The 24,855-nt window shown below is 66.2% G+C and carries 21 protein-coding genes; 7 read left to right on the top strand and 14 right to left on the bottom strand.

Annotated features, from left to right (window positions below; all coding sequences use genetic code 11):
• Positions 1-127 precede the first annotated feature (127 nt).
• The 3 genes from JNM03_RS00640 to JNM03_RS00630 all read right to left on the bottom strand — a co-directional run bounded on the left by JNM03_RS00640 (position 128) and on the right by JNM03_RS00630 (position 2,098).
• A complete protein-coding gene (locus JNM03_RS00640) occupies positions 128-847 on the bottom strand; it encodes a PEPxxWA-CTERM sorting domain-containing protein (RefSeq protein WP_294033609.1) in 720 nt (239 codons plus the stop codon).
• 406 nt (positions 848-1,253) lie between these two features.
• Complete coding sequence (locus JNM03_RS00635) at positions 1,254-1,574, bottom strand: cupredoxin domain-containing protein (RefSeq protein WP_294033607.1); 321 nt, start codon at positions 1,572-1,574, stop codon at positions 1,254-1,256.
• Entirely contained in the window at positions 1,571-2,098 is a 528-nt protein-coding gene (locus tag JNM03_RS00630; protein ID WP_294033605.1) for a DUF4142 domain-containing protein, read from the bottom strand. Before JNM03_RS00630 ends, JNM03_RS00635 begins: the two co-directional genes overlap by 4 nt.
• A gap of 114 nt (positions 2,099-2,212) precedes the next feature.
• Here JNM03_RS00630 and folE point away from each other — a divergent pair, with 114 nt between their 5' ends.
• Both folE and JNM03_RS00620 read left to right on the top strand, forming a co-directional pair.
• Positions 2,213-2,875: a GTP cyclohydrolase I FolE gene (gene folE / locus JNM03_RS00625; RefSeq protein WP_294033604.1), complete on the top strand. Its 663-nt coding sequence runs from the start codon at positions 2,213-2,215 to the stop codon at positions 2,873-2,875.
• A complete protein-coding gene (locus JNM03_RS00620; protein ID WP_294033603.1) occupies positions 2,872-3,564 on the top strand; it encodes an RNA polymerase sigma factor in 693 nt (230 codons plus the stop codon). Before folE ends, JNM03_RS00620 begins: the two co-directional genes overlap by 4 nt.
• Before the next feature lie 10 nt (positions 3,565-3,574).
• Here the strand turns inward: JNM03_RS00620 and JNM03_RS00615 are convergent, their stop codons facing one another.
• The 7 genes from JNM03_RS00615 to JNM03_RS00585 all read right to left on the bottom strand — a co-directional run bounded on the left by JNM03_RS00615 (position 3,575) and on the right by JNM03_RS00585 (position 13,930).
• Positions 3,575-4,756 carry a GGDEF domain-containing protein gene (locus JNM03_RS00615; RefSeq protein WP_294033602.1) on the bottom strand — a complete coding sequence of 394 codons (1,182 nt, stop codon included), beginning with the start codon at positions 4,754-4,756 and terminating at the stop codon, positions 3,575-3,577.
• 152 nt (positions 4,757-4,908) lie between these two features.
• Entirely contained in the window at positions 4,909-5,919 is a 1,011-nt protein-coding gene (locus JNM03_RS00610) for a LacI family DNA-binding transcriptional regulator (RefSeq protein WP_294033600.1), read from the bottom strand.
• An 86-nt stretch (positions 5,920-6,005) separates the two neighbouring features.
• Entirely contained in the window at positions 6,006-6,998 is a 993-nt protein-coding gene (locus JNM03_RS00605) for a DUF2891 domain-containing protein (RefSeq protein ID WP_294033788.1), read from the bottom strand.
• Between the two features lie 56 nt (positions 6,999-7,054).
• Positions 7,055-7,993 carry a DUF979 domain-containing protein gene (locus tag JNM03_RS00600; protein ID WP_294033598.1) on the bottom strand — a complete coding sequence of 313 codons (939 nt, stop codon included), beginning with the start codon at positions 7,991-7,993 and terminating at the stop codon, positions 7,055-7,057.
• Positions 7,990-8,661, bottom strand: a complete 672-nt coding sequence (locus tag JNM03_RS00595; RefSeq protein WP_294033786.1) for a DUF969 domain-containing protein — start codon at positions 8,659-8,661, stop codon at positions 7,990-7,992. The genes JNM03_RS00600 and JNM03_RS00595 overlap by 4 nt, the downstream gene beginning before the upstream one ends.
• Before the next feature lie 81 nt (positions 8,662-8,742).
• Entirely contained in the window at positions 8,743-12,330 is a 3,588-nt protein-coding gene (locus tag JNM03_RS00590) for a hydantoinase B/oxoprolinase family protein (RefSeq protein WP_294033597.1), read from the bottom strand.
• Positions 12,314-13,930 carry a CHASE domain-containing protein gene (locus JNM03_RS00585; RefSeq protein ID WP_294033595.1) on the bottom strand — a complete coding sequence of 539 codons (1,617 nt, stop codon included), beginning with the start codon at positions 13,928-13,930 and terminating at the stop codon, positions 12,314-12,316. The genes JNM03_RS00590 and JNM03_RS00585 overlap by 17 nt, the downstream gene beginning before the upstream one ends.
• A 171-nt stretch (positions 13,931-14,101) precedes the next feature.
• Between JNM03_RS00585 and JNM03_RS00580 the strand changes: the two genes are divergently transcribed.
• On the top strand, positions 14,102-14,752 hold the full coding sequence (locus JNM03_RS00580) for a glutathione S-transferase family protein (RefSeq protein WP_294033593.1): 651 nt from the start codon (positions 14,102-14,104) through the stop codon (positions 14,750-14,752).
• Positions 14,753-14,762: 10 nt separating this feature from the next.
• Here the strand turns inward: JNM03_RS00580 and JNM03_RS00575 are convergent, their stop codons facing one another.
• The 4 genes from JNM03_RS00575 to corA all read right to left on the bottom strand — a co-directional run bounded on the left by JNM03_RS00575 (position 14,763) and on the right by corA (position 19,576).
• Positions 14,763-15,926 carry a hypothetical protein gene (locus tag JNM03_RS00575; protein ID WP_294033591.1) on the bottom strand — a complete coding sequence of 388 codons (1,164 nt, stop codon included), beginning with the start codon at positions 15,924-15,926 and terminating at the stop codon, positions 14,763-14,765.
• 213 nt (positions 15,927-16,139) lie between these two features.
• Entirely contained in the window at positions 16,140-17,720 is a 1,581-nt protein-coding gene (locus tag JNM03_RS00570; RefSeq protein WP_294033589.1) for an ABC-F family ATP-binding cassette domain-containing protein, read from the bottom strand.
• Positions 17,721-17,840: 120 nt separating this feature from the next.
• Positions 17,841-18,500, bottom strand: coding sequence for a helix-turn-helix domain-containing protein (locus JNM03_RS00565; protein ID WP_294033587.1), 660 nt, complete (start codon positions 18,498-18,500; stop codon positions 17,841-17,843).
• Between the two features lie 104 nt (positions 18,501-18,604).
• On the bottom strand, positions 18,605-19,576 hold the full coding sequence (gene corA / locus JNM03_RS00560) for a magnesium/cobalt transporter CorA (protein WP_294033585.1): 972 nt from the start codon (positions 19,574-19,576) through the stop codon (positions 18,605-18,607).
• Between the two features lie 191 nt (positions 19,577-19,767).
• On the opposite strand from corA, the gene JNM03_RS00555 reads away from it, so the two are divergent.
• The 4 genes from JNM03_RS00555 (at position 19,768) to JNM03_RS00540 (ending at position 24,806) form a co-directional block, all read left to right on the top strand.
• Positions 19,768-20,145 carry a BlaI/MecI/CopY family transcriptional regulator gene (locus tag JNM03_RS00555; protein ID WP_294033583.1) on the top strand — a complete coding sequence of 126 codons (378 nt, stop codon included), beginning with the start codon at positions 19,768-19,770 and terminating at the stop codon, positions 20,143-20,145.
• Positions 20,142-21,860 (top strand): M56 family metallopeptidase, encoded by a 1,719-nt coding sequence (locus JNM03_RS00550; protein WP_294033581.1) that lies wholly within the window; start codon positions 20,142-20,144, stop codon positions 21,858-21,860. The genes JNM03_RS00555 and JNM03_RS00550 overlap by 4 nt, the downstream gene beginning before the upstream one ends.
• Positions 21,861-21,972: 112 nt before the next feature.
• The gene (locus JNM03_RS00545) at positions 21,973-22,710 is read left to right on the top strand and encodes a hypothetical protein (protein WP_294033579.1); all 738 of its coding nucleotides are present in this window, start codon (positions 21,973-21,975) and stop codon (positions 22,708-22,710) included.
• On the top strand, positions 22,707-24,806 hold the full coding sequence (locus tag JNM03_RS00540) for a TonB-dependent siderophore receptor (RefSeq protein ID WP_294033577.1): 2,100 nt from the start codon (positions 22,707-22,709) through the stop codon (positions 24,804-24,806). Before JNM03_RS00545 ends, JNM03_RS00540 begins: the two co-directional genes overlap by 4 nt.
• Positions 24,807-24,855: the final 49 nt, after the last annotated feature.

The following is a 24,855-nucleotide window of genomic DNA, read 5'->3' as shown; positions in this document are numbered from 1 at the left end:
TCGCCCCTTTCCATTCACCGATGGCGGTGAGGAGACGCGGGTCCGGCCCGCTGCGTCACGCGGTTTCCCCAACAAAAAAAGCCGCCAGCCTTGCGGCCGGCGGCTTTTTTGAATTCTGGTCGCCAGATCAGGTGTAGCGAACGCTAAGGTGCGGCTTGCGCCGCGACCGCATCGCACCGCCCACGACCGCAAAGCCCAGCAGCATCAGGGCCCAGGTGCCGGGTTCGGGCACGGGCGCGACATCAAGCCGGACGTTGTCGAGAAGCGGGCCGACATTGTCGCCGCTGGTCGTGTAGAATGCGAGCTGCAGGCTGCCCGATCCAAGCGCCCGGAAGCTGATCGAAGACGAGGTGAACGGCGTACCAAGGCCGCTGAGCGACGTAACGCTGGTAAGCTGGTTGGAATAGAGCAACGGCGACGCGGTCAGGCCGGTGCCGGAGAAGAGACCGACCAGCGCCGGATCGACGAACAGTCCGGCGTAGAAGGGATCTGAGTCCTGCGACCGCTGGCTTCCGCTCACGTCGTAAGAAAAAGTTACCAGATCGCCGGCGTTGAAATTGAACAGCTGCTTCGAATAGATCGCCGCCGGTCCGGGGGTACCGTCGAGGTCCAGGACGTTGCCCGATGCCGGGTTGGTGACATTGATGCCATACGGATTGGACGCGGCGACGATGTCGACCGTGCCGCCTGTCGGATTGCCGCCCGAGGTGATCAACCAATTGGTCAGGCTCGACAAACCGATGCCCGGCGTGTCGGCTTCGAAACCGTCGAAGAAAACTTCTGCGGCAGACGCCGGAGCGGCGACTGCGATCGCGGCGCAAGCCGCCAAAGCGGAAATCAGACGCATATCGTACCCCCTCAAAATGCTGTCCGCGAATCGAATGCGGTCGCGCCCTCTTAACAAAAATTAGGGAGAATGTTACCCGGAATGACTCCCGATCGAGGCCGAACTGTCCTGAATTGAGCCATTTTCATGCCGTTGGCGAGGACTGAGCAGGCGCGGACAGTCCTTGGCTTGCTCGCGCGAATGACGCGCGGGCGCGCGCATGGCTTCGCGCCCAGCGCCGTCGTGCGGCCGGGCTCGCGCCGTCGTGGTGCAGGAAATTTCGCCCGCCCGCCGCGGCAGGGGGCGGAGCGAGTGAGCCGTGGAGGCGGGGGCGCAGGATTGCCCGGTGGGCACGGAGGACCAAGGGTCACTCGGCCGAGGGGGGTGGACGTCCCGTGCCCACCGGACAAACTGTGAATCCCGGAATTCAGCGCCGGACGACCAGCGTTCCTGTCATTCCCGGATGAAAGATGCAGTAAAAGGCGATGCTGCCGGGTTTCTTCAGTACGGTTTTCGCGCTTTTCCCGACTGGCAAATCGACATTGAAGCTGCCGTCGCGGGCGGTCGCCGTGTGACGGAACATGTCCTTGTTGACCCACACGATCGTGTCACCAACGCGCGCGCCGGCCGGCACCGCGCCGAACTTCATCTTGTCGACGACGACCGTATAGGCTTTTGGAGCGGGAGCCGCGCCGCCGATCAGCGGCGCGGCAACCATCACGAGCGCGCAAAGAAGCGCGCGCGTCACTTGACGCTCGCGGCCAGATGCTCAGCGTGCTTCTGATGCTCGCTGAACAGGACGAGTCCGGTTTCCAGCAGCGACTTCAGTTCGCCATTGTTTGCCGACGGGATCAGCAGACCGCGCAGCGCACCGTTGACGGTGTTGTGATAGGCGACTTCGTTCGCGACATAGGCGCGGTCGAAGGCGGCGCCGTCGAGCTTGTCGAGTTCGGCATGCTTCTGGGCGGCCTGCGCCGACAGGGCGGTGCTGGTGGCATTCGCTTCCGGCGTGACGCCAAGCTTGGTGACGAGGGCCAGCGCCTTGTCGTTCACGGCGGCGTGGTCGCGCACCATTTCTTCGGCGAACGCGCGAACGGCCGGGTTGTGCGACTTGGCGAGCGCCTGCTTGCCGGCATCGACGTCGATCTGGCCGGCGGTGTAGGCGATGTGTGCGATCTGGGCGTCGTTCGGCTTCGCCGCGTCCTGCGACATCGCCGCGCCGCTGATGGTCAGCGACGCCGCAGCGCCGATCCAGAGGAAGGTCTTCAGCATCTTGTGTCTCCTTTTTTGCGAATGCGGCCATTGGATGACACGGCGTGAAAAAGGTTCCCGGGAACCTGCGGCGCGCTCTGGCATCCAATGGGCATCACAACGCTGGAGATGCGAATGGATATGTATGACCTGGACTCCGAACCGGCCGCGATCGAGGTGGACGATGTTCCCGCGCGCGCCTTGTCGCGTCCCGGCCAGGCTGAGGTCGAGGCGGCGGTCCGCACGCTGATCGCGGCGGCCGGCGACGATCCGGCGCGCGAGGGGCTTCTCGACACGCCGGCACGGGTCGCGCGGGCGTATCGCGAATGGTTCGCCGGCTATGCGATCGACCCCGGGCATCTGCTCAGCCGAACCTTCGGCGAGGCCGAAGGGTATGACGAAACCATCCTGCTGCGATCGATCCCGCTGGTGTCGACGTGCGAGCATCATCTTGCGCCGATCACCGGCGTGGCGCATGTTGCCTATCGCCCCCGCGACCGGGTGGTCGGCATTTCGAAACTGTCGCGGCTGGTCGATGTCTATGCGCGCCGCCTGCAGTTGCAGGAACGGCTGACGCGCCAGATCGCCCAGGCGCTCGACGATGCGTTGCAGCCGCGCGGCGTCGCCGTCGTCATCGAGGCGGCGCACGGGTGCATGTCGACGCGCGGCGTCCGGCAGCATGGCGTGTCGCTCGTCACCAAATGCTGGCTCGGCGAATTCGGCGAGAACGAAGCTCTGCGCCGCGAATTGCTGAGTTCCTTGCCGCGTCGCGGCAGCGATGGGGGGGGAGAAGGATGACGGCACAAACTTGGCGCGACCTGTCGGGACTTTCCGACGTCGAACTCGCGGAACTGATCGCGGTGCGCGATCGCGACGCGGTGCGGATCGTGACCGAACGCAACAACCAGCGATTGTTCCGCGTCGCGTGGAGCGTGCTCAAGGAACGCGAAGAGGCCGAGGATGTCGTGCAGACGACCTATATGCGCGGCTTCGAGGCGATCGACAGCTTCGCGGGGCGGTCGTCGCTGTCGACCTGGCTGACCCGCATCGCGATCAACGAGGCGCTGGGGCGCGCGCGGTCGGCGGAGCGGCGGCGAAAGCGGCTCGACGCGACGTCGGTTATCGACCTTAACGAATATCGGGATCGTTTGATGCGCGGATCGATGCAGGGCGGGAAGCCCGACGCCGAAATGGCCAGAACCCAGATACGCGAGACGATGGAGGCCGCGATCGAGCAGCTCCCGACGGAGTTCCGCACGACCTTCGTCCTGCGCGAGATCGAAGGGATGTCGGTCGAGGAAACGGCCGCTTTGCTGGATATCTCGCCGGCGACGGTGAAGACGCGCTGCCTGCGTGCGCGGCGGCGGTTGCAGGAACTGCTGGCGCCCGAACTGAAATCGGCGCTGACCGGCAGCTTTCCGTTTGCCGGTGCCGATTGCAACGCGCTGACCGAGCGCGTCCTCGCGGACTGGTGCCGGACGGCCTGAAGCGCCGGCTCTAGCTTGCTGCTGCTGCCGGGGACACGACTTTCGGGGTGAAGGTTCGCACGCGGTCGCGGCCCGCGCGTTTCGCTTCATACAGGGCCTGGTCGGCATCGTGCATCAGGCGCGAAAGGCCCTCGCCGGGGATTCCGGCGGCCAGGCCGATGCTGACCGTCGGGTGGAGTCCAGCCGGTATCCGGCCGGCACAGGCGGCTTGGAATCCCATGCGCACCGCCTCGGCAAGCTGTCGCCCGGCCTCGATACCCGCGCCGGGGAACAGGATGGCGAATTCTTCGCCGCCGATACGACCCGCGACGACTTCCGCCGGTGCGATGCTGCGGACATGCGCGCCAAAGCTGGCGATGATCATGTCCCCCACCGCGTGGCCGTGCGTGTCGTTGATCCGTTTGAAATGGTCGAGATCGGCGATCAGCAGCGCGGCAGGACGGCCGCCATCGAGGCACCGGCGTAGCGCCGAGCCCGCCGTCGCTTCGAACCCGCGACGGTTGAGAAGACCCGAAAGCTGGTCGTCATCGGCCTCGCGCCGCAGTTCGCCGATCATGTCGATCGCCACCGCGACCATCAGGCTGATCGCCGCGATGATCGACACCATCGCCTGGCTGAACTGCACCGTGGTCCAGTAGATCGACTGCTGGAAACCGACATAGTCGTCGAACCCGCCGCTGAAGGTCAGGATAACGATGGGACGGATTATCAGGTTCGCGGCCGACAGCGCGGCGACGCCGAACAGGACCTTGTCGATCAGATAGGGCTTGGCAACAGGCCCGAGCGCCTGGACGATCATCAGCGCGATGGCTCCCGCGCCGATGCTGATCGCATAGATGCGCGCCGGGATGCTGGGATCGACCAGCAGGAACCAGGCGAATATGGCGAGCGATATTGCGGCGACCACGCTCATCGCGCGCCAGGGGACAGGCAAGCCGTAACGATCGATGATCGCGGCGGCGAACAGCATGCCGGTCGCAAGGAACCCCATGTTCGCGGGCAGGCGTTGCAGTTCCATCGGCAGAACGGGCGCGACGTCGAGGATCAGGAACGCCGCAGCCGTGGCGAGATAAGCGCCGGCGGCGAAGGCGATGTAGCGCTCGCGGCGCTGGAGCCACATCAGAAAGAAGGCGGTGGCAAAAAGCAGGCCGATGCCCGGATTGAGCAGCGAGATGAAAAGCTGTCCCGACAAAGACTCCCTACCTCTCTCCCCCAACCCCTTGGGTAGCCTGCCATGGATAACGAGTTGTTACTTGGGGGTAAGTTAAGTCACGGTGACGAATGCGACAAGGCGAAGTCGGCCGGACGCGATTATCCTGCAGCAAGCGGCGGGCAGGGTGGAGTTCAGGCGGTGCCGCGTGTCGCGAGATAGACCGGGATGCGGGTTCCGCTGCGCGTGAAGGCATCGTCTTCGAGCGCCATCGCGACCAGCGCTTCGCCCGCCGCGTCGAGATCGGGTTCGACCGAGGTGAGCGCCGGGTCGGCGAGCGTTCCCGCGCGGATGCCGTCGAAGCCGATCAGCGCGACATCCTCCGGCACGCGGCGCCCCGCATCCTTCAGCCCCTGCAGCACACCCAGCGCGAGCATGTCGCTCGCCGCGAAGATCGCGTCGGTATCGGGATGCGCAGCCAGCAGTTCGGCCACCGCGGCGACCCCCTGGGCATGGCGGTCGGTCGCGGCGGGCGGTTCGACGATGATCGGCGCCATGCCGTGCTTTGCGAGCGCGTCGGTGAAGCCTTCACGCCGTTCGTCAAACTGGCGCTGGGGCGAACGCTGCGGGCCGATGAAGGCGATGCGGCGGCGTCCCGACGCGACGAAATGATCCGCGGCGAGAGCGCCGCCAGTGCCATTGTCGCTGCGCATCCAGTGAAAAGGGTCGCCGGGGCTGCCCCAGCAGACGAAGTCGAGGCCCGAACGCTGTGCCTGCGCGAAATATTCCCACGCGGCGCGGTTGCTGGTCGTCCCGATAACGATCATCGCGTCGGCGAGGCCCGACGCCACGAAATCGGCGCGGAAATTGTCGGAGCTCTCCTGAAAGGACACCAGCAGGTTGAAGCCGCGCGCCGAGGTCGCAGCCGCGATGCTGCCAAGCAACGCGAAATAGAAAGGGTTGATCGCGCTGCGATCCTCGCCGGGACGGCAGACGGTAACGAGCGCGATCGTCTCGCTGCTCTTGAGGCGGAGCGACGAGGCATGGCGGTCGACGACATAACCCATTTCGCGCGCGGCGGCCGAAACGCGGGCCCGCGTTTCGGCGTTGACGCCGGGACTGCCGCGCAAGGCCCGCGACACGGTCGATTGCGATACGCCGGCGCGCTCGGCGACGTCGAACGATGTCGGGCGCAACGTCTTCATTCCGGCCTCTCTCCCCTTGCGCCGTCTGTCGCCGCGCAGGCGGAGCTTGTCAATCGGCGAGGCCGGTCGCGGTTCGAAACGACGGCCTAAAGGCCGTCGAGCGCCAGCAGGGCGAAGCTCGCGAGCCAGTGCTCGCCCATATAGTCCCCGGTGACATGCGGGAGCGCGGCGTCCAGATGGTCCTGCGCGGTGGCCGTGGCGACCGGGCTGACCGGATGTTCGGAGCCGAGCGCCGATGCGATCGCGCGCCAGCACCAGGCGCGGCTGAGATTGAGGCCGTCGAGATGTGCGATCTTGCCGTCGCTGCGATCGGAGACGGTGGCGGGCGTAAACAGCGTCGCGGGCGCCTGCCGCGCGGCGAGCGGCAGGAAGGCATCGAACCAGCCCGCGAAATCGCCGCCCAGCACGATTGCCATCAGATGGGCTTCGGTGAGCGCCGAGGACAGGAATTCGTCGCCGCCGGGTTCCCATGCCTGGCAGTCGCGGTCCTGCCCGAACCAGTCGCGGGCGCGGGCATCGATCAGCGCGGCGAGATCGGGATCGCGCGCTTCGGCCCAGCGGCGCGCGAGGATCAGCGCGAAGCTGATGTTGAAATGGGTGCCGACACGCAGCGGGTAGGTCAGCTTTGGCAGGAAGGCATGAAAGCGCGCGGCAAAGGCGGCCGCAAGCGGTTCGAGCGCGGTCGCCCAGCGGGCATCGTGGCGCGCCGCCTCGGCGTGGAGCGCGAGGAGCCACGCCCAGCCATAGGGGCGCTCGAAGCCCGCCGCATAAGGGCGTTCGAGATAGGCGAGTTCGCCCGCGACCTTTTCGGGCACCAGCATTTCGTCGGCGCGCGCGTGAATGTCGGCGACGACGGGAAGGTCGGGGAAACGGCGAGCGATGCGCAGGATCTGCCACCAGCCATGGACGCAGCTATGCCAGTCGAAGCTGCCATGAAAGATCGGGTGATGCGCGCGCGGCGGTTTGGCGTCTTCCGGGCCGTTCAGGACGAGATCCATCTTGTAGGGATATTCGCGCCCGAGATGCGACAGGGTCGCGGCCGCGAAGCGCGTTGCGTGGTCTGGCGTGAGGTGGAGCATGACGAGCGTCTCTTGTTGCAGTTGAGCCCTTCCCATCGCCTGGCGACGGGAAGAATTTAGAAAGCGAACAGCCAGATGAAGACGATGTTCACGGCCAGCAACGGCACCGCCGTGCCGATCTGCGCCCTGATCACGCCGTAAGGACTCTTGAGTTCGAGCAGCGCGGCGGGGACAAGATTGAAGTTCGCCGCCATCGGGGTCATCAGCGTCCCGCAAAAGCCTGCGAGCATCCCGATCGCGGCGACCACCGCCGGATCGCCGTGATAGTGCTTGATGAGCAACGGCAGTCCGACCGCCGCCATCATTACCGGAAAGGCCGCGAACGCATTGCCCATCACCATGGTAAAAAGCGCCATGCCAAGCCCGAATGCCAGCACCGCGCCGAACAGGCTGCCCTGCGGAATCGCCGTGCCGATGAGCCCGCCGACCACCTCTCCAACCCCCGCAAGTGCGAAGACCGCACCGAGACTTGCGAGCATCTGCGGCAAGACTGCGGCCCACCCGACGGCGTCAAGCAGCCGGCGCCCCTGTTGCGCCGGAAGCATGAGCGGCGATCGAAGCCGGGCCATCCCCACCGCAAGCGCGGCCAGAACGCCGAGTGCGAGCGAGATGAGCGTCGCCTGGTTCGGATCGGCGAGACCGGGAACCCATTTGAACAGAAAGGTGCCCGCAAGCGCGACTGCCGGGATGATCAGCGCGACGAGCAGCAGGAAATTGCCATACCGTACGGCGCGTTCGGCCTGCACCTCGGCCGGGACTTCACCCCCCGGCGCCCGGCCGATCTGGCCGGCGCCGGCGATGGCGACCAGCGCGAGGACGAGCAGGCCGTTGCCGAAGTCGCCCAGATAATCGCCCGCGAGCATCGACAGCGCGAGCAGGCCCCAGAAGGCGGCGTTGCCGAAGCGTTTGGGATTGCTCCGGTCCATGAAGCCCAGCCCCGCGAACAATGCGAAGGTCAGCCCCGCCAGGATATAGACAAAGGTCAGCGTGATCATGCGCTGGCCTCCTTCCCGGTCATCCGCCTCTCAAGCCGGCGCAGGCGAAAGCCGTGGATCAGGAAGGCAGCGATGGCTGTCGGGATCGCCCACATCGAGAAGTGAAGGGGTTCGATCACATAGCCATAGCCTTCGAGAAGACCCTTCATCAGCAGGATCGACCCGATCGCGAGGAAAATATCCTCGCCAAAGAAAAGGCCCACATTGTCGGTGGCAGCGGCGAAGGCCTTGACCTCTTCGCGCTGGTCGTCGGTGAGCGCATCGTTTTTCGCCTCGGCGGCGGCTTCGGCCATCGGGGCGACGAGCGGCCGGACGGTCTGGGCATGGCCAGCGACCGACGTGAGGCCGACCGCCGACATCACCTGGCGAAGCAGGAGATACGAGGTGAGCAGCCGGCCGAGCGTCGCGCCCTTCATGCGGTCGATCAGCCTGCGCGCGTGCTGTTGCAGCCCATAAGCTTCGAGCAGGCCGATGACGGGGAGGACGATCCAGATGATCGACACATAACGGGTGTCATTGAACGCCTTGCCGAAGGCGGCGACGATCGCCTGCACGTCGAGCCCGGCGGCAAGTCCGGTCGCGAGGGCCGAGGCCATGATCACGAGCAATGGATTGAAACGGAGCAGGAAGCCCGCAATGATGATGGCGATGCCGATCAGGACGAGCATCAGCAGCGCGCCAGAGCGGGGAGTGGCGACAAGGGATCGCACGACAAGGCGAACCGATTTTCTTTCTGATCCCGCATCGCGTCAGTCCCCCGCCTCCCCATAGCCCCCGCCGCCCGGCGTTTCGATCACGAAGGCGTCGCCCGCCTCGAGGTTGGCGCTGCCCGTCGCGGCGAGATTTTCGATCGACCCGTCGGCCCGCTCGATCCAGTTGCGGCCGGGCGCGGCGTCTTCGCCGCCCGCGAGGCCCGCAGGCGCGATCTTGCGACGGTTCGCAAGGATGTTCGCGGCCATCGGCTCGCGGAAGCGGATCCGGCGGGTTGCGCCGTCGCCGCCATGCCAGCGACCCCGCCCGCCCGAACCATGGCGGATCGCGAAGTCTTCGACGATCACCGGGAAGCGCGTCTCCATCACCTCTGGATCGGTCATGCGGCTGTTGGTCATATGCGTCTGGATCACGTCGGTGCCGGCGAAACCGGGGCCGGCGCCCGACCCGCCTGCGATCGTTTCATAATATTGGTAGGTATCGTTTCCGAAGGTGAAGTTGTTCATCGTCCCCTGCGCGCCCGCCATCGCACCGAAGGCCGCGAACAGCGCGTCGGTGATCACCTGGCTGGTTTCGACATTGCCGGCGACCACCGCCGCGGGATAGCGCGGCGACAGCATGGAATCGGCGGGAACGATCAGGGTGACCGGAGCAAGGCAGCCCTCGTTCATCGGAATCGGGTCGTCGAGCATGGTCCGCAGGACGTAGAGGACGGCGGCGCGAACGACCGGCATCGGGGCGTTGAAATTGTCGGGGAGCGTGGGCGACGAGCCGGTAAAGTCGATGGTGACGTGGCGGGCTTCGCGATCGACCCTGACCGCGACCACCACCTCGGCGCCATTGTCCATCGCATAGCGAAAAGCGCCGTCGTCGAGGCGCGCGACGAGTTGGCGCACCGCGGTTTCGGCCTGGCGCTGGCCATGCGCCATATAGGCCGCGACGGTTCGGACGCCGTGTGCTGCCGAAAGCTCCGCCAGCGCGGTGGCGCCGCGCTGGCATGCGGCGACCTGCGCCTTGAGGTCCGCGATGTTGAGCGCGGGATTGCGCGCCGGAAAGGCGCCGGCGACGAGATGTGCGAGTACCGCCTCGTCCCGAAATGCGCCGTCGTCGACGATCAGCATATTGTCGAAGAGAATACCCTCCTCGTCTATGCTGCGGCTGCCGGGCGGCATCGATCCCGGCGCGATGCCGCCGAGGTCCGCGTGGTGGCCGCGCGCCGCGACGAAGAAGGCGGGCATCTCCCCCGCAACGAACACCGGCATGATGACGGTGATGTCGGGAAGGTGCGTGCCGCCGTCATAGGGCGCGTTGAGGGCGTAGGCGTCGCCGCGCCGGATACCGCGTCCGTCGCCGGTTCGCTGTCGCAGGATCGTGCGGACGCTTTCTCCCATCGAGCCGAGATGCACCGGCATATGCGGGGCGTTGGCGACGAGGCGGCCGTCGCCATCGAAGATCGCGCAGGAAAAATCGAGCCGCTCGCGGATATTGATCGACGACGCGCTATGCTGAAGCGCGCCGCCCATTTCCTCGGCAATCGCCATGAACAGGCTGTTGAATATCTCGAGCCGGACGGGATCGGGGCGGGTAAGATCGTCGCGGGCGGTTGTTTGCGATCCGGCGGTGCGGGTGCGGACGAGGCGCAGCGTCCCTTCGTGTTCGACCTCGGCCTGCCAGCCGGGCTCGACGACGGTGGTCGAGAGCGCGTCGATGATGATGGCGGGCCCCCCGATGGCCCGGCCGGGAGCAAGCGTGCTACGCTGGTGCAGCGGGACCGCGTGCGCGGCCCCCGCCAGCCACGCCGTGACGGTTTCGGGCGCCGCCTCCGCGTCCGGTGCGGGAGGGGGCAGGGTCGCGGGGGTGCCGCCCGCTTCGGTCAGTTCGACGCGGATGCGATCAACGACCAGGTTGGCGTGCGGGGCGTAGCCAAAACGCTGACGAAAGGCGGCGGCGAAGGCACTGGCGATCTCGGCAGGCGGTGTGAGGGGAAGTTCGATGGCGTTGTCGCTGTCGGCGAGGCGCACAAACAGCAGCGTTTCGCGCGACGTCGGTGCGCCGTTGGCAAGGTCCGCGCGGGCCGCGTCGGTCAGGTCGGCCTCGGCCGCGGCAAGGGAGCGGGCGCAGCCGGGATCGAGCGGCAGCGCCAGAGTTCGCTCGCGGATAGCCGAGGGTCTGGCGAGGCCCATACCATAGGCCGAGAGTACGCCCGCCAGCGGATGGAGCAGAATCTCGTCGATACCCAGCGCGTCGGCGACGAGGCAGACATGCTGGCCCGCCGCCCCGCCGAACCCGACGAGGCTGTACCCCCGCGTCACGTCGTGTCCGCGCGCGATCGTGATCCGCTTGATCGCGTTCGCCATCTGCTGAACCGCAATTTCCAGCAGTCCCTCGGCCAGCGCTTCGGCGCTGATCCCGCCGACCTGTTCGGCCATGGCCGCGAATTTTTGCACGACGATGTCGCGATCGAGCGGCTGGTCGCCGTTCGGGCCGAAGAGTTTGGGGAAGTGGCCGGGCTGGACCTTGCCCAGCAGGACGTTGCAGTCGGTGACGGTCAGCGGCCCGCCGCGGCCATAGGCTGCGGGGCCGGGGTTTGCGCCTGCGCTTTCGGGGCCGACCGAGAGCCGCGCGCCGTCCCAGCGGCAGATCGATCCTCCCCCCGCGGCAACGGTGTGGATACGCAGCATTGGGGCGCGGATGCGGGTGCCCGCCACGATGGTTTCATTGTCGCGTTCGAGTCGCCCCGCATAGTGGCTGACGTCGGTCGATGTGCCGCCCATGTCGAAGCCGATGAGACGATCCTTGCCGAGCGGTGCGGCGCTGCCGACCATCCCGACGATACCGCCCGCCGGGCCCGACAGGATCGCGTCGCGACCGTGGAAGGCGCCGGCGGACGCGAGGCCGCCGGAGCTTTTCATGAACTGCGGATCGATCCCGCCGTCGAGCTGCGCGACGAACTGGCGTACATAATGGTGGAGAACAGGGGAGAGGTAGGCGTCGGCCAGCGTCGTGTCGCCGCGCCCGACAAGCTTGATGAGCGCGCTGACGTCGTGGCTCGTCGAGATCTGGGTAAAGCCGACGTCGCGCGCGATGTCGGCCAGCCGCCGTTCGTGCGCGGGGTAGCGATAGCCATGCATCAGCACGATCGCGATGCTGGCAAGGCCGCGTGCGCGTGCAGCTTCCAGCGCCGTCCGCGCGGCCGCTTCGTCGAGCGGACGGAGAATTTCGCCGTCGGGGCCAAGCCGCTCGTCGATTTCCGCGACTGCCGCGTGCGGAGGCGCGATGCGATGATGCGCCCGCGCGAAAAGGTCGGGGCGATCCTGATAGCCGATGGTCAGTGCATCGCCAAAGCCGCGGGTGATCGCGAGCAGGGTCGGCGCGCCCTTGCGTTCGAGCAGCGCGTTGGTCGCGACCGTTGATCCCATGCGAATCGCGAGCGGCGGCAGCGGTCCTGCGCCGGCGCCGGTCAGGTCGCGGATCGCATTGACCGCCGCGTCGCCCGGGCGCGCCGGGTCCTCGCTCAGATATTTGGTCGTGACGACCGTGCCGTCGGGTCGCCGTGCGACGACATCGGTGAAGGTGCCGCCGCGGTCGATCCAGATCTGCCAGCCGTCGTCAGGTCTTGAGGCCATCGTCCGGCCAGCGAATGACGATGGTGAGGCCGTTGTCAACGCCCGTGCGCTGCCAGCTGCCCTTGAGCTGCCTTTCGATCAGCGAGCGGATGAACTGGGTGCCAAAGCTTTCGATCTCGATATGCGGTGTTTCGGCCAGACCGGTCTCGGTCCAGCGAAGCTCCACATCGCCGGCGTCGTGCCGCCATTGAACGGACAGGTCGCCGGTGCCCGACAGCGCGCCATATTTGATGCTGTTGGTCACGAACTCGTGGACAGCGAGCGAGATGGCCTGCGCGCTTTCGTCGTTGAGCAGCACGGCCGGCCCGCCGACCGTCCCGAACCGTTCGGCGGACCAGCCCGCGATCTCCAGCTCGCGGCGAATGATCCGGCCAAGGTCGACGCTGTCGACCGCGCCGGTGACGAGCATCTGCTTGGCGTCGGACAGCGCGCGCATCCGGCCGTCGAACTTGGTTTCGAAGTCCTGCAGGCTGTCCGATTCTCGCAGCGTGATCCGCGCGAGCGCGCCGATCCGCGCGAAGGCGTTTTTCATGCGGTGCGCCATCTCGCCGATCATCAGGTCGCGATCCTCGGCATGGCGCGCCTGTTCTTCGGCGAGCGCCTGGGCGGCTCCGACGCGGCGCTGCTGCACGCGGTGGAGCTGTGTCGCGAGAGCGGCGAGAGCGAGGCCGAACAGCAGGATGGCCAGCGGGCGTCCGAGCCGTTCGAGGAAACGGCCATAGGATATCCGCATTGTCCACTCGCGGTCGGCAACGCGGATTTTCTGTTCGTGCGCGTCCCACCCGATCGTTCCCCGCCGATAGAGCAATGGCGCCGCCGGACCGGCGCCGGCATGGATTTCGATGCCGCGCATTCCGTCCGCCTGCTCGCCCAGCACGGCCTTCATCAGGTCGCGGCTGCGGAACGGCGCATAGACAAAGGCTTCGATCGGCCGCGCACCCGGCCGCGTCGCAATGTTGCTGAGCGGTGACGCGGGCTGGCGGGCATAGACGGGGACATAGATCAGGAACCCGGGCTGCTTTTGCCGCGCGAGGCGTTCCTGCGTGAGTTCGACCACGCCGCTGACGGCGGGCTGGCCGGTTTGCCAGGCCCGGCGCATCGCGGCGCGGCGCGTCGGGTTGCTGTACATGTCGAACCCCAGCGCAACATGGCGGCGCGGCGTATAGGGCTCGACCAGCACGACGGGAAAGCCGATCTTCTGGTCGGTTGCGGGCCAGACCTTGATCTCTTCGCCATAATTCTCGCGCAGCTGCTCCTCGGCTCGCTGCGGCACGCCGGCGGGAATCGCGGCGGCGATGCCGATGCCTTCCATTCCCGGCGTGCGTACCTGCGGCTGCAACGACGAGAGATAGGCGCGGATGCCGGGTCCGCTGGAACTCGGATCGGACTGATAGAGCGCGCGGACGCCCTCGAGCACCGCGACATGATCGCGCAGGCGCATGTTGACCTGCATCGCGACCCGCGCCGCCTGATCGGCCTCTTCGGCCTCGTTATAGAAAAAGCTCGCCGCCGCCGCGACGAGTGTCGCGAGCAGGATGACCAGCCCGACAAACCGGACGAGCAGGCCCATCAGCCGATCTGCCCATGTCGAAGGGCGCATTGTCAGAAATCCCGCTGATGGCTGCCATGGCAGCGCGCCCCTCCGCATCCAGATGTTTCACGCCGGGCGACCGATAGCAAGATTATTTCGTCGGGGGTCCGCCGCCGCCGGACGGGTTGCAGCGCGCAACCTTTCGCCTATGCTGCGATCCCGGAAAGAGGAGAAGGAAGAATGATCGTCTATGGTTCGCTGGTGTCGCCTTTCGTTCGGAAATTACTTGGTTTTCTGGGTGAGAAGGGGCTGGATTTCGAACTGAAGGGTGTCGGTATCGGCGATCCCGATCCGGGGTTTCGCGCCGCCTCGCCGCTGGCCAAGATGCCCGCGATCGACGACGACGGCTTCCTCCTCGCCGATTCCAGCGCGATCATCCATTATCTCGAAGCCAAATATCCGGAGCCGGTGCTGATTCCCGCCGACCCGCAGGCGCGCGGGCGCGTCATCTGGTGGGACGAGTTCGGCGATACGGTGTTCGCGGCGTGCGGCGGCAAGATGTTCTTCAACCGCATCGTCTCGCCGAAATTTCTCGGGCGTGAGGGCGACCTCGCGGCCGCCGCACAGGCGGAGGCCGAAGAACTCCCCAAATTGCTCGACTATCTGGAAGGCGCGATCCCCGCGTCGGGCTATCTTGTCGAAGATCGCTTTACGCTCGCCGATCTGGCGGTCGCGTCGCCGTTCATGAACCTCCGCCATTGCGGCTTGCGCGTCGATGCCGCGAAGCATCCGAAGGTTGCCGCATGGAGCGAGGCGATCCTCTCCCGACCCAGCCTGGCGCCGTGGGTCGACAAGGAGGAACGGATGATGGCCAAGGTCCTCGCGGCCTAGGGTCAGGACCCTAGGTTTCGGCCGCCGCGGGCAGGCGCGCGAGCGTCGCGACGAGCTGTGCCTGGCTCGCGGCGCCGGTCTTGCGGAAGATCCCTTTCAGCAGGAAACGGATGGCGTTCAGGCTGACGGCGCGCTCGGCGGCATAATCCTGCAGTGTCTGACCCGCCGCGAGCGCGACCGCGAGCCGGGCCTCGGCGGGGGTCAGGCCGAACCATTGCGCGACGCGGTCGATCTCGACCACCGGGGTTTCGCCGGGTGCGCTTCCCATCGTGATGATCAGCGACGCACCGAGGCTGAAGCCGCCGATCTGCTGCGCCGACTGGCGCGTGATCCGGGCGACGAGGACAGGGCATTCGGCGCCCGATTTGCCGACCGCCTGCATCGCGAGGCCGGTGGGGTCGGGGCTTTTGACGAGGTCGAGCAACCGCCGCTGGCTGGCCGGATGGGTGAAGGCGAAGCGGCCGTCGACCAGCCGGATGAACCCCGCCCGCTCATATTGCGCTGCGCGGCTGTTCGCGGCGAGAATGTTGAACTGATCGTCGAGGCTGAAGATGGCGAAGGGTGCGGCGTCGGCGGCGGCGCGTGCGGCGCCCGCGGCCAGTTCCAGCGTCGCGATGCGATCGCTGATCCGCATGGCGCGCTGGATGTGCGGGGCAAGGACGCGCAGCCCGCGTTTCAATGCGCTGACGTCGCGATCGCCGGGTCCGGGAAGCATCAACCCCAGCCGTTCGTTTTCGCGGCGATCGAGAAGCACCCCGACGAGCCGGTCGATGCCATAGGGCTGAAGGAAATTGCGGAAAAAGTCGGACTGATAGAATTCCTCGCGCGTCAATATGTCATAGCTGTCGACGACGCTGCCGTTGCCATAGCGCATGAATCGCTGCGACCAGGGGTGGCTGCCGGCATAGACCGCCGTGTAGATTTCCTGAATGCCTGCGGCGAGACCGGTTGCGGCGACGAAGCGTGCGCGAGGCGGATTATTCCCCTCCCACAGGATGAACGCGGCTTCCCAGCTGAGTGGGCAGAGGGCGCCCGTGATCCGCGCCAACGTCTCGTTCCAGCTTTCGGGATGGAGGACCGAGTCATAGATACGGCTGATCAATGCGTTCAGAGTCTCCCACTCGGCGGGCGCATTGTGATCCAGCGGAAAGCTTGGCGCATTGTCGATCGGCATCCATCCCCCGGTCGGAAGGTCGGCAGCAAGTTGGAATAGAGCAGCAAAACCCTCGGCGGAAAAGCGAAAAAGTCGGGGGCCCTACCCAGGTGGGTAGCGAAACCGCGCGGCGAATCGGGCATGTATCGGGTGCGACCCAAGCAGGATGGTTCACTGGGCCAGTCTGTTTCCTTCAAGCCCGCCGGTTCTGACCGGTGGGCTTGTTTTTTATTGTCATGGTCCCAGTGTGATCGTGCGCTCGATCCCGATCGCTTCCAGAAACGTCGGGTCATGGCTGACGACAAGCAGGGCGCCGTCATAGGTGGCAAGGCCCGTTTCGATGGCCGTCAGCGAGTCGAGATCAAGGTGGTTGCCGGGTTCGTCGAGGATCAGCAACGACGGCGGCTGCGGAGCGCCGAGGACGCAGGCAAGGCCGGCGCGCAGCATCTGGCCACCGCTGAGTGTTCCGACAATGCGGTCGGCAGCTTCGGCCCTGAACCGAAAACGTGCGAGCGCGGCCCGGCACTGGTTGTTCGTTGTCCCGCCATTGCGGATGAGGAAATTGTCGGCGATCGAGCGCGCGGGGTCGAGCAGCGAGACGCTCTGGTCGAAGATTGCCGGCGGAACCGGCGCGCGCACCGTCCCCGACCAGGGGTCCAGCGTGCCGGCGATCAGCGCGATCAGCGTCGACTTGCCCGAGCCATTGGGGCCGACGATGGCGATGCGTTCGGGTCCTGTAATCGTCAGCGAAAAATCGCGGATGACGGGAGCGCCTTCGGCATAACCCGCCGTGACGCGGTCGAGCTCGAGGACGGTGCGCGATGCGGGCAGTCCGGTCGAAGGCAGCCCGGCCGACAGGGGATCGATCACCTCGATCCGATCCCGCGCCAGCCGGGCTGCCGTTTCGGCCTCGCTGCGTTGACGATCGGCGAGCCGGGCCGCCGCCGCGCGCGTTTCCTCCGCGCGGCGCTTCAGTCCCCCGATGACGATTTTGGGCATGTCGCCGCGACCCGCCTTGCGACGCCCGCCGGCGTCGCGTCGGTCCTGCTTCTCGGTCGCCGCCTGCGCCTGGCGCCGCGCGTCGTCCATTCGCCTCTCCGCGCCCGCAAGATCGGCTTCGGCCGCCGCCTGCTCGATATCCTTGCGCGCGCGATAGGCGCTCCACCCTCCACCATATCGCGCCGCGCCCCGCGCGGTCAGTTCGACGATCGCATCCATTTCCTCCAACAACTCGCGATCGTGGCTGACGACGACGGCGCCGCCGCGCCAGTTTCGCAGCAGGCCGCGCACCGCGTCGCGCCCTTCGCGATCGAGGTTGTTTGTGGGTTCGTCGAGCAACAGGATGTCGGGGGCGGCGAAGATCGCACCGGCCAGTGCGGCGCGCGTACGCTGGCCGCCCGACAGCGCGGCCAGCGGCGTCTCGGCGGCGAGGCGCAGCCCGACGTCCGCCAGCGCTTCGTCGATCCGTTCGCGAAGTGTCCAGTCGGCGTTGCCGATTTCGTCGATGGTCGCTTCGCCGGCGTCGGCCTTGTCGAGCAGGGCGAGGCCGGCGCGCGCGCCGAACAGGTCCGCGATCCGCTCGTCCGGGCCCGGCTGGACGGTCTGGCCCAGCACGGCGATGCTGCCGTCGATCGAGATTGAACCGGTGGCCGGTGTCAGCGCGCCTGCGACGAGACGCAGCAGGGTCGACTTGCCGATGCCGTTGCGTCCGACAAGGCCGGTCCGCTCGCGGCGGAACTGGAAATCAAGGCCTGAAAGGATCGGGCGGCCGTCGGGTGTGGACCAGCCGACGCGGGAGAGAGAGATCGAGGACATGAAAAGGCTTTCCTGAAAGCAAGGCTTGGGGCGATGCGATCAGTTGCGGTCCATGATCCTGTGACTCCTTGAGCGGTGAGCGCCTTCTATAGCGGACTATCGCGGATTGCGAAAGGCGCGTTAGAGCTCGACGAGAATGCGCACCTTGTCGGCGGTCGTGCCCATCGCGCGGGCAATCTGGTTGCGGCTGCGGTCGATCAGATCCTCGACGCCCTCGGGTTCGGGTTCTTCCAGCAGATCGGCCAACGTAACGCCGAGCAGGTCGGCGAGCGCATCGAGCCGCGCATGCTTGGGGCGCGTGCGGCCTTTTTCCCATCCAGAAATCGAAGGCGCGCTGACGCCCAGATGGGCGGCGATGTCGCTTTGGCTCAGGCCCTTGCGAATCCGCAGCCGCTGCAATCGGGCGCCGAAATGATCGGTCGGCGCTTCTTCCGTGGCCCCAAGATTGAGGTGCGAACCCACCGCGCTCTGCAGTTGCGCGGCGCTTAGCGTCGCGGGCGAAATGCGCGTATCGAACTGGCAACCGATCAACGCGCCGTTGGTCCAGACGACACGGGCGCGGACGGTCCCGGCGTGCGGCAGGTCGATCTGAATCGCGTCATTGGCGACAATATCCACCTCGCATTCCGCCAGGACCCCGGTTTCGGAGATGTTGAAAATCTGGAAATCGACTGGGCTGCCGTTGCTTTGGCGACCGCCGACGCGAAGCGGGAGGTTGCGGCGCGGGCTGCGTCGGCTGCCCGGCGCGGGTTGATCGTAAAGTGCTGGGTTGGACATCATAGCCCTATGTCGACCATATTCGGTTAAAACTCGGTTAGCGGGCGTTGAACCATCCATCCGGGGATGCGTCGCGGCGCGTCCTTTCCGGTGGTGATCCCCCGCCGTCATAACCAGCCGATCCGCCTGAAGCGCCGATAGAGCAGGCCGCAGATGCTGGCCATCAGGGCAATCGCAAAAGGATAGCCGAAGGTCCATCCCAGTTCGGGCATATGTTCGAAGTTCATGCCATAGATGCCGGCGATCGCCGTCGGAACCGCCAGGATCGCGGCCCATGCGGCGAGCTGGCGGGTGATCACGCCCTGTCGCTGCTGTTCCAGCAGCGAGTTGGTGTCGACGACCGAAGCGGCGATTTCGCGCAGGCCCTGCAGGCGGAATTCGGCCCGTTGGACATGATCCCAAATGTCGCGGAAGTAAGGGCGCACCGCATCGTCGATCCACGGCAGGTCGTCGGTCCCGACCAGCCGGTTCGCGACATCCTTCATCAGCCCGACGATGCGCTGAAAGCGGATGATCTCGTGCCGCTGGCCATAGAGATGGCGGATTTCCTCGGCATCGAGCGGCGTGTCCATCACGCTTTCCTCGACCAGCAGCAGCCGGTCCTCGATCGCGTCGATCACCGGGAAATAGCCATCGACGATGAAATCGAGGATCGCATAGAGGACATAGTCGGGACCGTGCGCCAGCTTTGCGGGCAGGGATTCCAGCCGCGCCCGCACGTCGGTATGCGCGCGGGCCGATCCGTGGCGAACGGTGACGACAAAGTGGCGGCCGAGGAAGATCGCGGTCTCGCCGGACTGGATCGTGTCGCCGTCGAGATTTCCGGTGGCGGCGATGACGAACAACTGGTCGCCATAAACCTCGACCTTGGGAAGCTGCTTCGCCTTCAGGGCGTCCTCGACCGCAAGCGGGTGCAGGCCAAAACGCTTCGCGATGCCCGCAAGTTCTTCCTTGGTCGGTGCGAAGAGGCCGAGCCAGAAGAAATCGTCGTCCTGGCAATCTTCGGGAATGACATCGTTCGGGCCGAGGTCGCGGACGAGTTTGCCTTGGTGATAATGGCGGGCGGCAATGATCGGCATGCGGCGCTTTCTGTTGATTTCGCGCCTGCATAAGCCGGTGTGGCGCCAAGGGAAAGGCAACCCGCGCGATTTGCGAATCCCGTGCCGGGAACCCGCGCTTTGGGCCGATGTGTATTATCCGAATAAAACCCCTTGCCAAAGCAGCGCTACAAATGTAGCACGCTACAAATGTAGCGCATGAGGTGATTCGAATGTTGTCGAGCCTGCCCCCACGAGAACGCGAGATTGTCGACGTCCTTTATGAACGCGGCGCCTCTACGGTGACCGAGATCGGCGAGGCGTTGTCCGACGAATTGTCGGGTTCGGCGATCCGCGCGATGCTGAAGCGGCTGGAGGCGAAAGGCTTTGTCGCACGCGAGGCGTCGGATCGTGGCTTCGTCTATGCGCCGAGCGTGTCGGACAAGACGGCGCGCAAATCGGCACTGAGCCAGGTGGTGCGCGTTTTCTTCAACGGATCGGCCACGAGCGCCGCGGCGGCGCTGCTCGGCATGCAGGACGAGATGACGGGCGCCGAGCTCGACGAACTCGAAAAAATGATCGCGAAAGCCCGCGACGGGAGGATGCAATGATGACGACCGCCATGCTGCTGGGCCTTGCCTGGAAATCGCTGGTCATCGCCGGCCTGACGCTGGGGCTGCTGCGCCTTGCGCGACAGCGGTCGGCGGGTGAGCGGTCGATGATCGCCCATGCGGGTTTGACGGCGCTGCTCGCGCTGCCCGCAGCGATCCTGCTGCTCCCGAAATGGGCACCGCTGCCCGGCCACTGGTTCGCCGATGCAGCGCCTGCGACCGCCCAAAAGATTGCGACAACAGGGGGATCGGCGGTCGATCCGGCCTCCGCCACGGCGTCAGTCCCTGCCGTGGCGGACCTGGCCGGGTCGACTCCGTCGATGTTGCCATCGGCGACCGATCTTGCCCCCTTTCTCTATCTCGTTCCGCTGGCCTTGCTGTGCGGAATGATGCTGCTCGCCGTGGTGCGGCTGTTCGCGATGCGCTCGCGCGCCGAGATTCTTGTCGAGCGTTCGTGGTTGTCGGCGCTCGCCGAAGCGCAGCGCCGCATGGGCTTCAAGCATGGCACTGCGCTGCTGGTCAGCGAGGAACTGCGCTCGCCGATCAGCTGGGGCGTGCTGCGCCCGACGATCGTGCTGAGCCCGAAGGCGGTCGGCGCCGTCGGTGAGGCCGAGGCGATCATCGCGCACGAACTGGCGCACGTCGCGCGTCTCGACTGGGCCAAGCTGCTCGGCGCGCGCGTTGCCTGCGCGGTATTCTGGTTCAATCCGCTGGTGTGGATGCTCGCGCGCGAAAGTCATCAACTGCGCGAAGAGGCCGCCGATGATGCGGTGCTGCTCGCCGACATCGATGGCCCCGACTATGCGACGCTGCTGGTTGGCGCGGCTCGGCACGATAATCAGGCCGCGCTGCTGGCCGCGCATGGCGTCGCACCGGGCAAGGACAGCCTCAAGCGGCGGATCACCCGCGTTCTGGATGGCAGCCTGAAGCGCGGGCCGGCGAGCGCGAGCTGGATGTTGATGAGCCTGATCCTGCTGGCGGGCATCACGGCTCCGTTGGCGGCCTTCTCCGCCACCGCGGACAAGGAGGCGGCCATGGACGCCCGCGCCGTTGCGCTCACATCGCGCGAAACCGCAATTGCTTCGGCGCAGGCCGCGGTGGCGGCGCGCGACGTTGCGGAGAAGAATGCGAAAGAGGCTGCCGCCTCGCGGCCGCTCAGCGCCGACGAGCTGGTCGGCATGCGCGCGGTCGGTGTGACCCCCGAATATGTTGCGCAGATGCGCGAACATGGCGGTTCGATGGATCCCGACGATATCATCGCGGCCAAGGCGACCGGCGTCGATCCGGCCTATATCGGGCGGATGCGTTCGATCATCCCCGATGCCGATCTGGATGAGCTGATCGGCGCCAGGAAGATCGGGATCGACGTTGCTTTCGCCCGCGACATGAAGGAGCATTTCCCCGGTATCGGGATCGATGACCTGATCGCGCTGAAGGCGATGGGCGTGGACTGCGACTTCGTTACCGAAATGCGCCGCGCCGGTGTCAAGCTCCGCGATGTCGATGACGCGATCGAACTCCGCGCGACCGGCGCCTATCCACCCGGAAAGAAGGCGGCAAAGGTCGCCGTGTCGAAAAGCGGGGCGACGGTCCGCATCGGTCCCGGCCCGGTGATCGAGGCGCGCAGCGCCGATGGCCGGCTTGCGCGGATCGAGGCGCCCGAGCCGCCCCAACCTCTGGAACCGGTAACCCCGCCGGTCCCGCCACGGAGCTGACGTTCGGACGTTCGTCCAACCTCGCCACCCGTTGATCGAACCCCAGTTTTGAATTCCCGCTGCGGCGGCGAGCGATGACGCTTGCGCGGCGCACGGAGGGAGGAGCACGCCCATGAAAAACCTGTATCTCGTCGCCGGCACCGCCTTGCTGTCGGTGATCGCCTGCGCCGCGCCCAGCACCGCCGCCGACCAGCTTGTCCTCGACGACATCGCGTGGAAAGTCGTCCCGGCGGACGGCAAGGGCAAGTCGCACCTGCGCGTCAGCCGCAAGACATCGAGCAGCGACGTCGCGATCGATGGTTCGCGTCGCGAACTCGCGGGTACCGAGGCCGTGCTGCAAGGCGCGGCTGGGCCGGTTTCCTTCACGATCGTCCATGCATCGGGGACACTCGCCTGTTCGGGAACGCTCAAGAGCGCGTTCGACGGTGCCGGCCGCTGCCGCTTCAACGCCGATCCGGGGTTCGAGCGCGCGCTTGCGTCGCGCGGGCTGGCTCCCGACGACCGCGACGAGCTGCTGGCGATGCTGCTGGTCGATGCGACGATCGAGCTTGCCGACGGGCTGTCGGCTGAAGGCGTCAAGCCGAAGGACAACGGCGACCTGATCGCCGCCGCGGCGCTGGAGGTGACGCCGTCCTATGTGCGCGACCTGAAGTCCGAAGCGCTGGCGCTGTCGGACGTCGAGGACGCGATCGCGTGCAAGGCGCTGGGCGTCGACGGCGCCTATGTGCGCTCGCTCGCCGATGCGGGGTATCGCGGGCTGAGCGCCGACGATGTCGTCGGCATGAAAGCGATGGGGGTTTCGGGCGAATATGCGCAGGCGATCAATCGCGCGCGGGGGAGCGGCCAGTGAAAGCCGTCATCAGCCTTGCGGCCGTCGCGGCGGTGCTGTCGTCCATCCCTGCGCATGCGCAGGAGGTGGCGCCGCCGACCGGTGATACACCTCCGCCCGCGGCCGCCGCTACGCCCGCGACCGCTACAAGCACGGCGAGGCAGGTGTTCACGCAGGCCGATTTCGCGCGCTATGCGCCGAAGAACGCCTATGACATGCTGGCACAGGTTCCAGGCTTCGCGATCCGCGACAACGAGAATCTGCGCGGGTTGGGGCAGGCGACGGGCAATGTCCTGTTCAACGGCGAAAGGCCGTCGAACAAGGGCGACGACATGTACACCCAGCTGTCGCGCATCCCGGCGGCCAACGTCGAACGGATCGAAATCGTCGATGGCGCGACGCTCGATATCCCGGGGCTTTCGGGGCAGGTCGCCAATATCGTCTATCGCGCCGACAGCTTTTCGGGCCAGTTTTCGTGGAAACCCCAGTTTCGGGCGCATTACACCGATCCGCTCTTTACGCGCGGCGACGTGTCGGTTCGCGGCCGCGCCGGACAGGTCGAATATGAAGCCGCGCTCAGCAACGACGAATCTTCGCGCAGCGGCGCCGGCGGCCCGACGCTGATTTACGACGGTGCGGGCCAGATCATCGAGCGGCGCAAGGACATCTGGAATACGCATTATGACACGCCCAAGCTGTCGGGCAGAATCACCTGGGACCCGCCGGGCGACACCATCGCCAATCTGGGCGGTCAGTATCAGCGCAAGTACGACCGCTATTACGAAGATGGCGTCCGCACCGGCCCCGGCCTGCCCGACCGCCTGCGCACCGTGCGCGAAAATAGCGATAGCTGGAATTATGAAATCTCGGGCGATTACCAGTTTGGATTCGGCCCCGGAAAGCTCAAGCTGATCGGCCTTCGCCGTTTCAGCCATGAACCCTATTCGCAGGAAATCATCACGACCCCGGCAACCGGCGTAGCGACCGGCGACCGCTTCCAACAGGTCGGCGATCTCGGCGAGACGATCGCGCGCGGCGAATATCAGTGGAAGATGTTCGGCGGCGACTGGCAGCTTTCGGGCGAAGCGGCGTTCAACACGCTGGACAATGTCGCGTCGATCGCGGCGCTTGATCCGTCGGGCGTGTTCGTCGACCTGCCTTTTGACGGCGGCACCGGCGGCGTGAGCGAGGATCGTTACGAAGGGCTGCTGAGTTTCGGGCGCAGGCTGACCGACACGCTCAATTTCCAGATCATTGCCGGTGCCGAGCATTCGACGATCACCCAGACCGGCCCGAACGGGCTGACGCGCAGCTTCTTCCGCCCCAAGGGATCGATCTCGTTCGCCTGGACGCCGTCGGCCGATTTCGATGTGTCGGTGAAACTGCGCCGCCGCGTGCTTCAGCTCAGCTTCTATGATTTCCTTGCCCGCGCTTTCCTCAACGACGGCAACCAGAACGAAAGCAACAACGACCTGCGGCCGCAGCAGGACTGGACCTATGAGGCCGAGATCAACAAGAAATTCGGTGCGTGGGGTTCGACGAAGATCATGCTGATCTATCGCGACGTGGAAGACCGCGTCGACGTGATCCCTGTGGGCGCCGACGGCGAGGCGGTCGGCAATATCGCGAAAGCAAAAGCTGGCGCGATCGACTGGACATCGACGATCAACCTCGACCCGGCGGGAATCAAGGGGATGAAGGTCGAAACGCGCGTGCTGTTGCAGAAAAGCTCGCTGCGCGATCCCTTCACCGGCGAAAAGCGGCAGTGGAGCGGCTTTACCGACACGGTCATAGAACTCGGCGTGCGCCATGATATTCCCGCGAGCAACTGGGCGTGGGGTATTTCGGGCAATTACGGCCACTACCAGCCCAACTACCGTCGCAGCCAGTCGGACAAGGTCTGGGAGGGGCCGGTCTTCGCCGACGTCTTCGTCGAGCATAAGGATGTGTTCGGGATGACGGTCCGCGCCCAGATCTCGAACATCGCGAACGCGCGGTCGAAGCGCGACCGCACGGTCTACACCGATATACGCGGTGCAAGCCCGATCGCATTCGTTGAAAAGCGCGACCGGCTGATCGGCCCGATCTTCGCCTTCTCGGTCCGCGGGAAGTTTTGATCGCCGAACCGCTTCCGCTTCGCCGGCCGGTTGCGCCCGGTTCCGGCTC

The sequence above is a fragment of the Sphingopyxis sp. genome, from assembly GCF_016793825.1.
Lineage (GTDB): Bacteria > Pseudomonadota > Alphaproteobacteria > Sphingomonadales > Sphingomonadaceae > Sphingopyxis.
Note: the sequence above shows the minus strand (reverse complement) of the source record. Positions and strands in the feature narration are given on the sequence as shown.

Excerpts from the sequence above, each read along its gene's own strand:
- JNM03_RS00640 (WP_294033609.1), bottom strand. The coding sequence starts at position 847 with ATGCGTCTGATTTCCGCTTTGGCGGCTTGCGCCGCGATCGCAGTCGCC.
- JNM03_RS00630 (WP_294033605.1), bottom strand. The coding sequence starts at position 2,098 with ATGCTGAAGACCTTCCTCTGGATCGGCGCTGCGGCGTCGCTGACCATC.
- folE (WP_294033604.1), top strand. The coding sequence starts at position 2,213 with ATGGATATGTATGACCTGGACTCCGAACCGGCCGCGATCGAGGTGGAC.
- JNM03_RS00620 (WP_294033603.1), top strand. The coding sequence starts at position 2,872 with ATGACGGCACAAACTTGGCGCGACCTGTCGGGACTTTCCGACGTCGAA.
- JNM03_RS00610 (WP_294033600.1), bottom strand. The coding sequence starts at position 5,919 with ATGAAGACGTTGCGCCCGACATCGTTCGACGTCGCCGAGCGCGCCGGC.
- JNM03_RS00605 (WP_294033788.1), bottom strand. The coding sequence starts at position 6,998 with ATGCTCCACCTCACGCCAGACCACGCAACGCGCTTCGCGGCCGCGACC.
- JNM03_RS00600 (WP_294033598.1), bottom strand. The coding sequence starts at position 7,993 with ATGATCACGCTGACCTTTGTCTATATCCTGGCGGGGCTGACCTTCGCA.
- JNM03_RS00595 (WP_294033786.1), bottom strand. The coding sequence starts at position 8,661 with ATGCTCGTCCTGATCGGCATCGCCATCATCATTGCGGGCTTCCTGCTC.
- JNM03_RS00590 (WP_294033597.1), bottom strand. The coding sequence starts at position 12,330 with ATGGCCTCAAGACCTGACGACGGCTGGCAGATCTGGATCGACCGCGGC.
- JNM03_RS00585 (WP_294033595.1), bottom strand. The coding sequence starts at position 13,930 with ATGCGCCCTTCGACATGGGCAGATCGGCTGATGGGCCTGCTCGTCCGG.
- JNM03_RS00580 (WP_294033593.1), top strand. The coding sequence starts at position 14,102 with ATGATCGTCTATGGTTCGCTGGTGTCGCCTTTCGTTCGGAAATTACTT.
- JNM03_RS00575 (WP_294033591.1), bottom strand. The coding sequence starts at position 15,926 with ATGCCGATCGACAATGCGCCAAGCTTTCCGCTGGATCACAATGCGCCC.
- JNM03_RS00570 (WP_294033589.1), bottom strand. The coding sequence starts at position 17,720 with ATGTCCTCGATCTCTCTCTCCCGCGTCGGCTGGTCCACACCCGACGGC.
- JNM03_RS00565 (WP_294033587.1), bottom strand. The coding sequence starts at position 18,500 with ATGATGTCCAACCCAGCACTTTACGATCAACCCGCGCCGGGCAGCCGA.
- corA (WP_294033585.1), bottom strand. The coding sequence starts at position 19,576 with ATGCCGATCATTGCCGCCCGCCATTATCACCAAGGCAAACTCGTCCGC.
- JNM03_RS00555 (WP_294033583.1), top strand. The coding sequence starts at position 19,768 with ATGTTGTCGAGCCTGCCCCCACGAGAACGCGAGATTGTCGACGTCCTT.
- JNM03_RS00550 (WP_294033581.1), top strand. The coding sequence starts at position 20,142 with ATGATGACGACCGCCATGCTGCTGGGCCTTGCCTGGAAATCGCTGGTC.
- JNM03_RS00545 (WP_294033579.1), top strand. The coding sequence starts at position 21,973 with ATGAAAAACCTGTATCTCGTCGCCGGCACCGCCTTGCTGTCGGTGATC.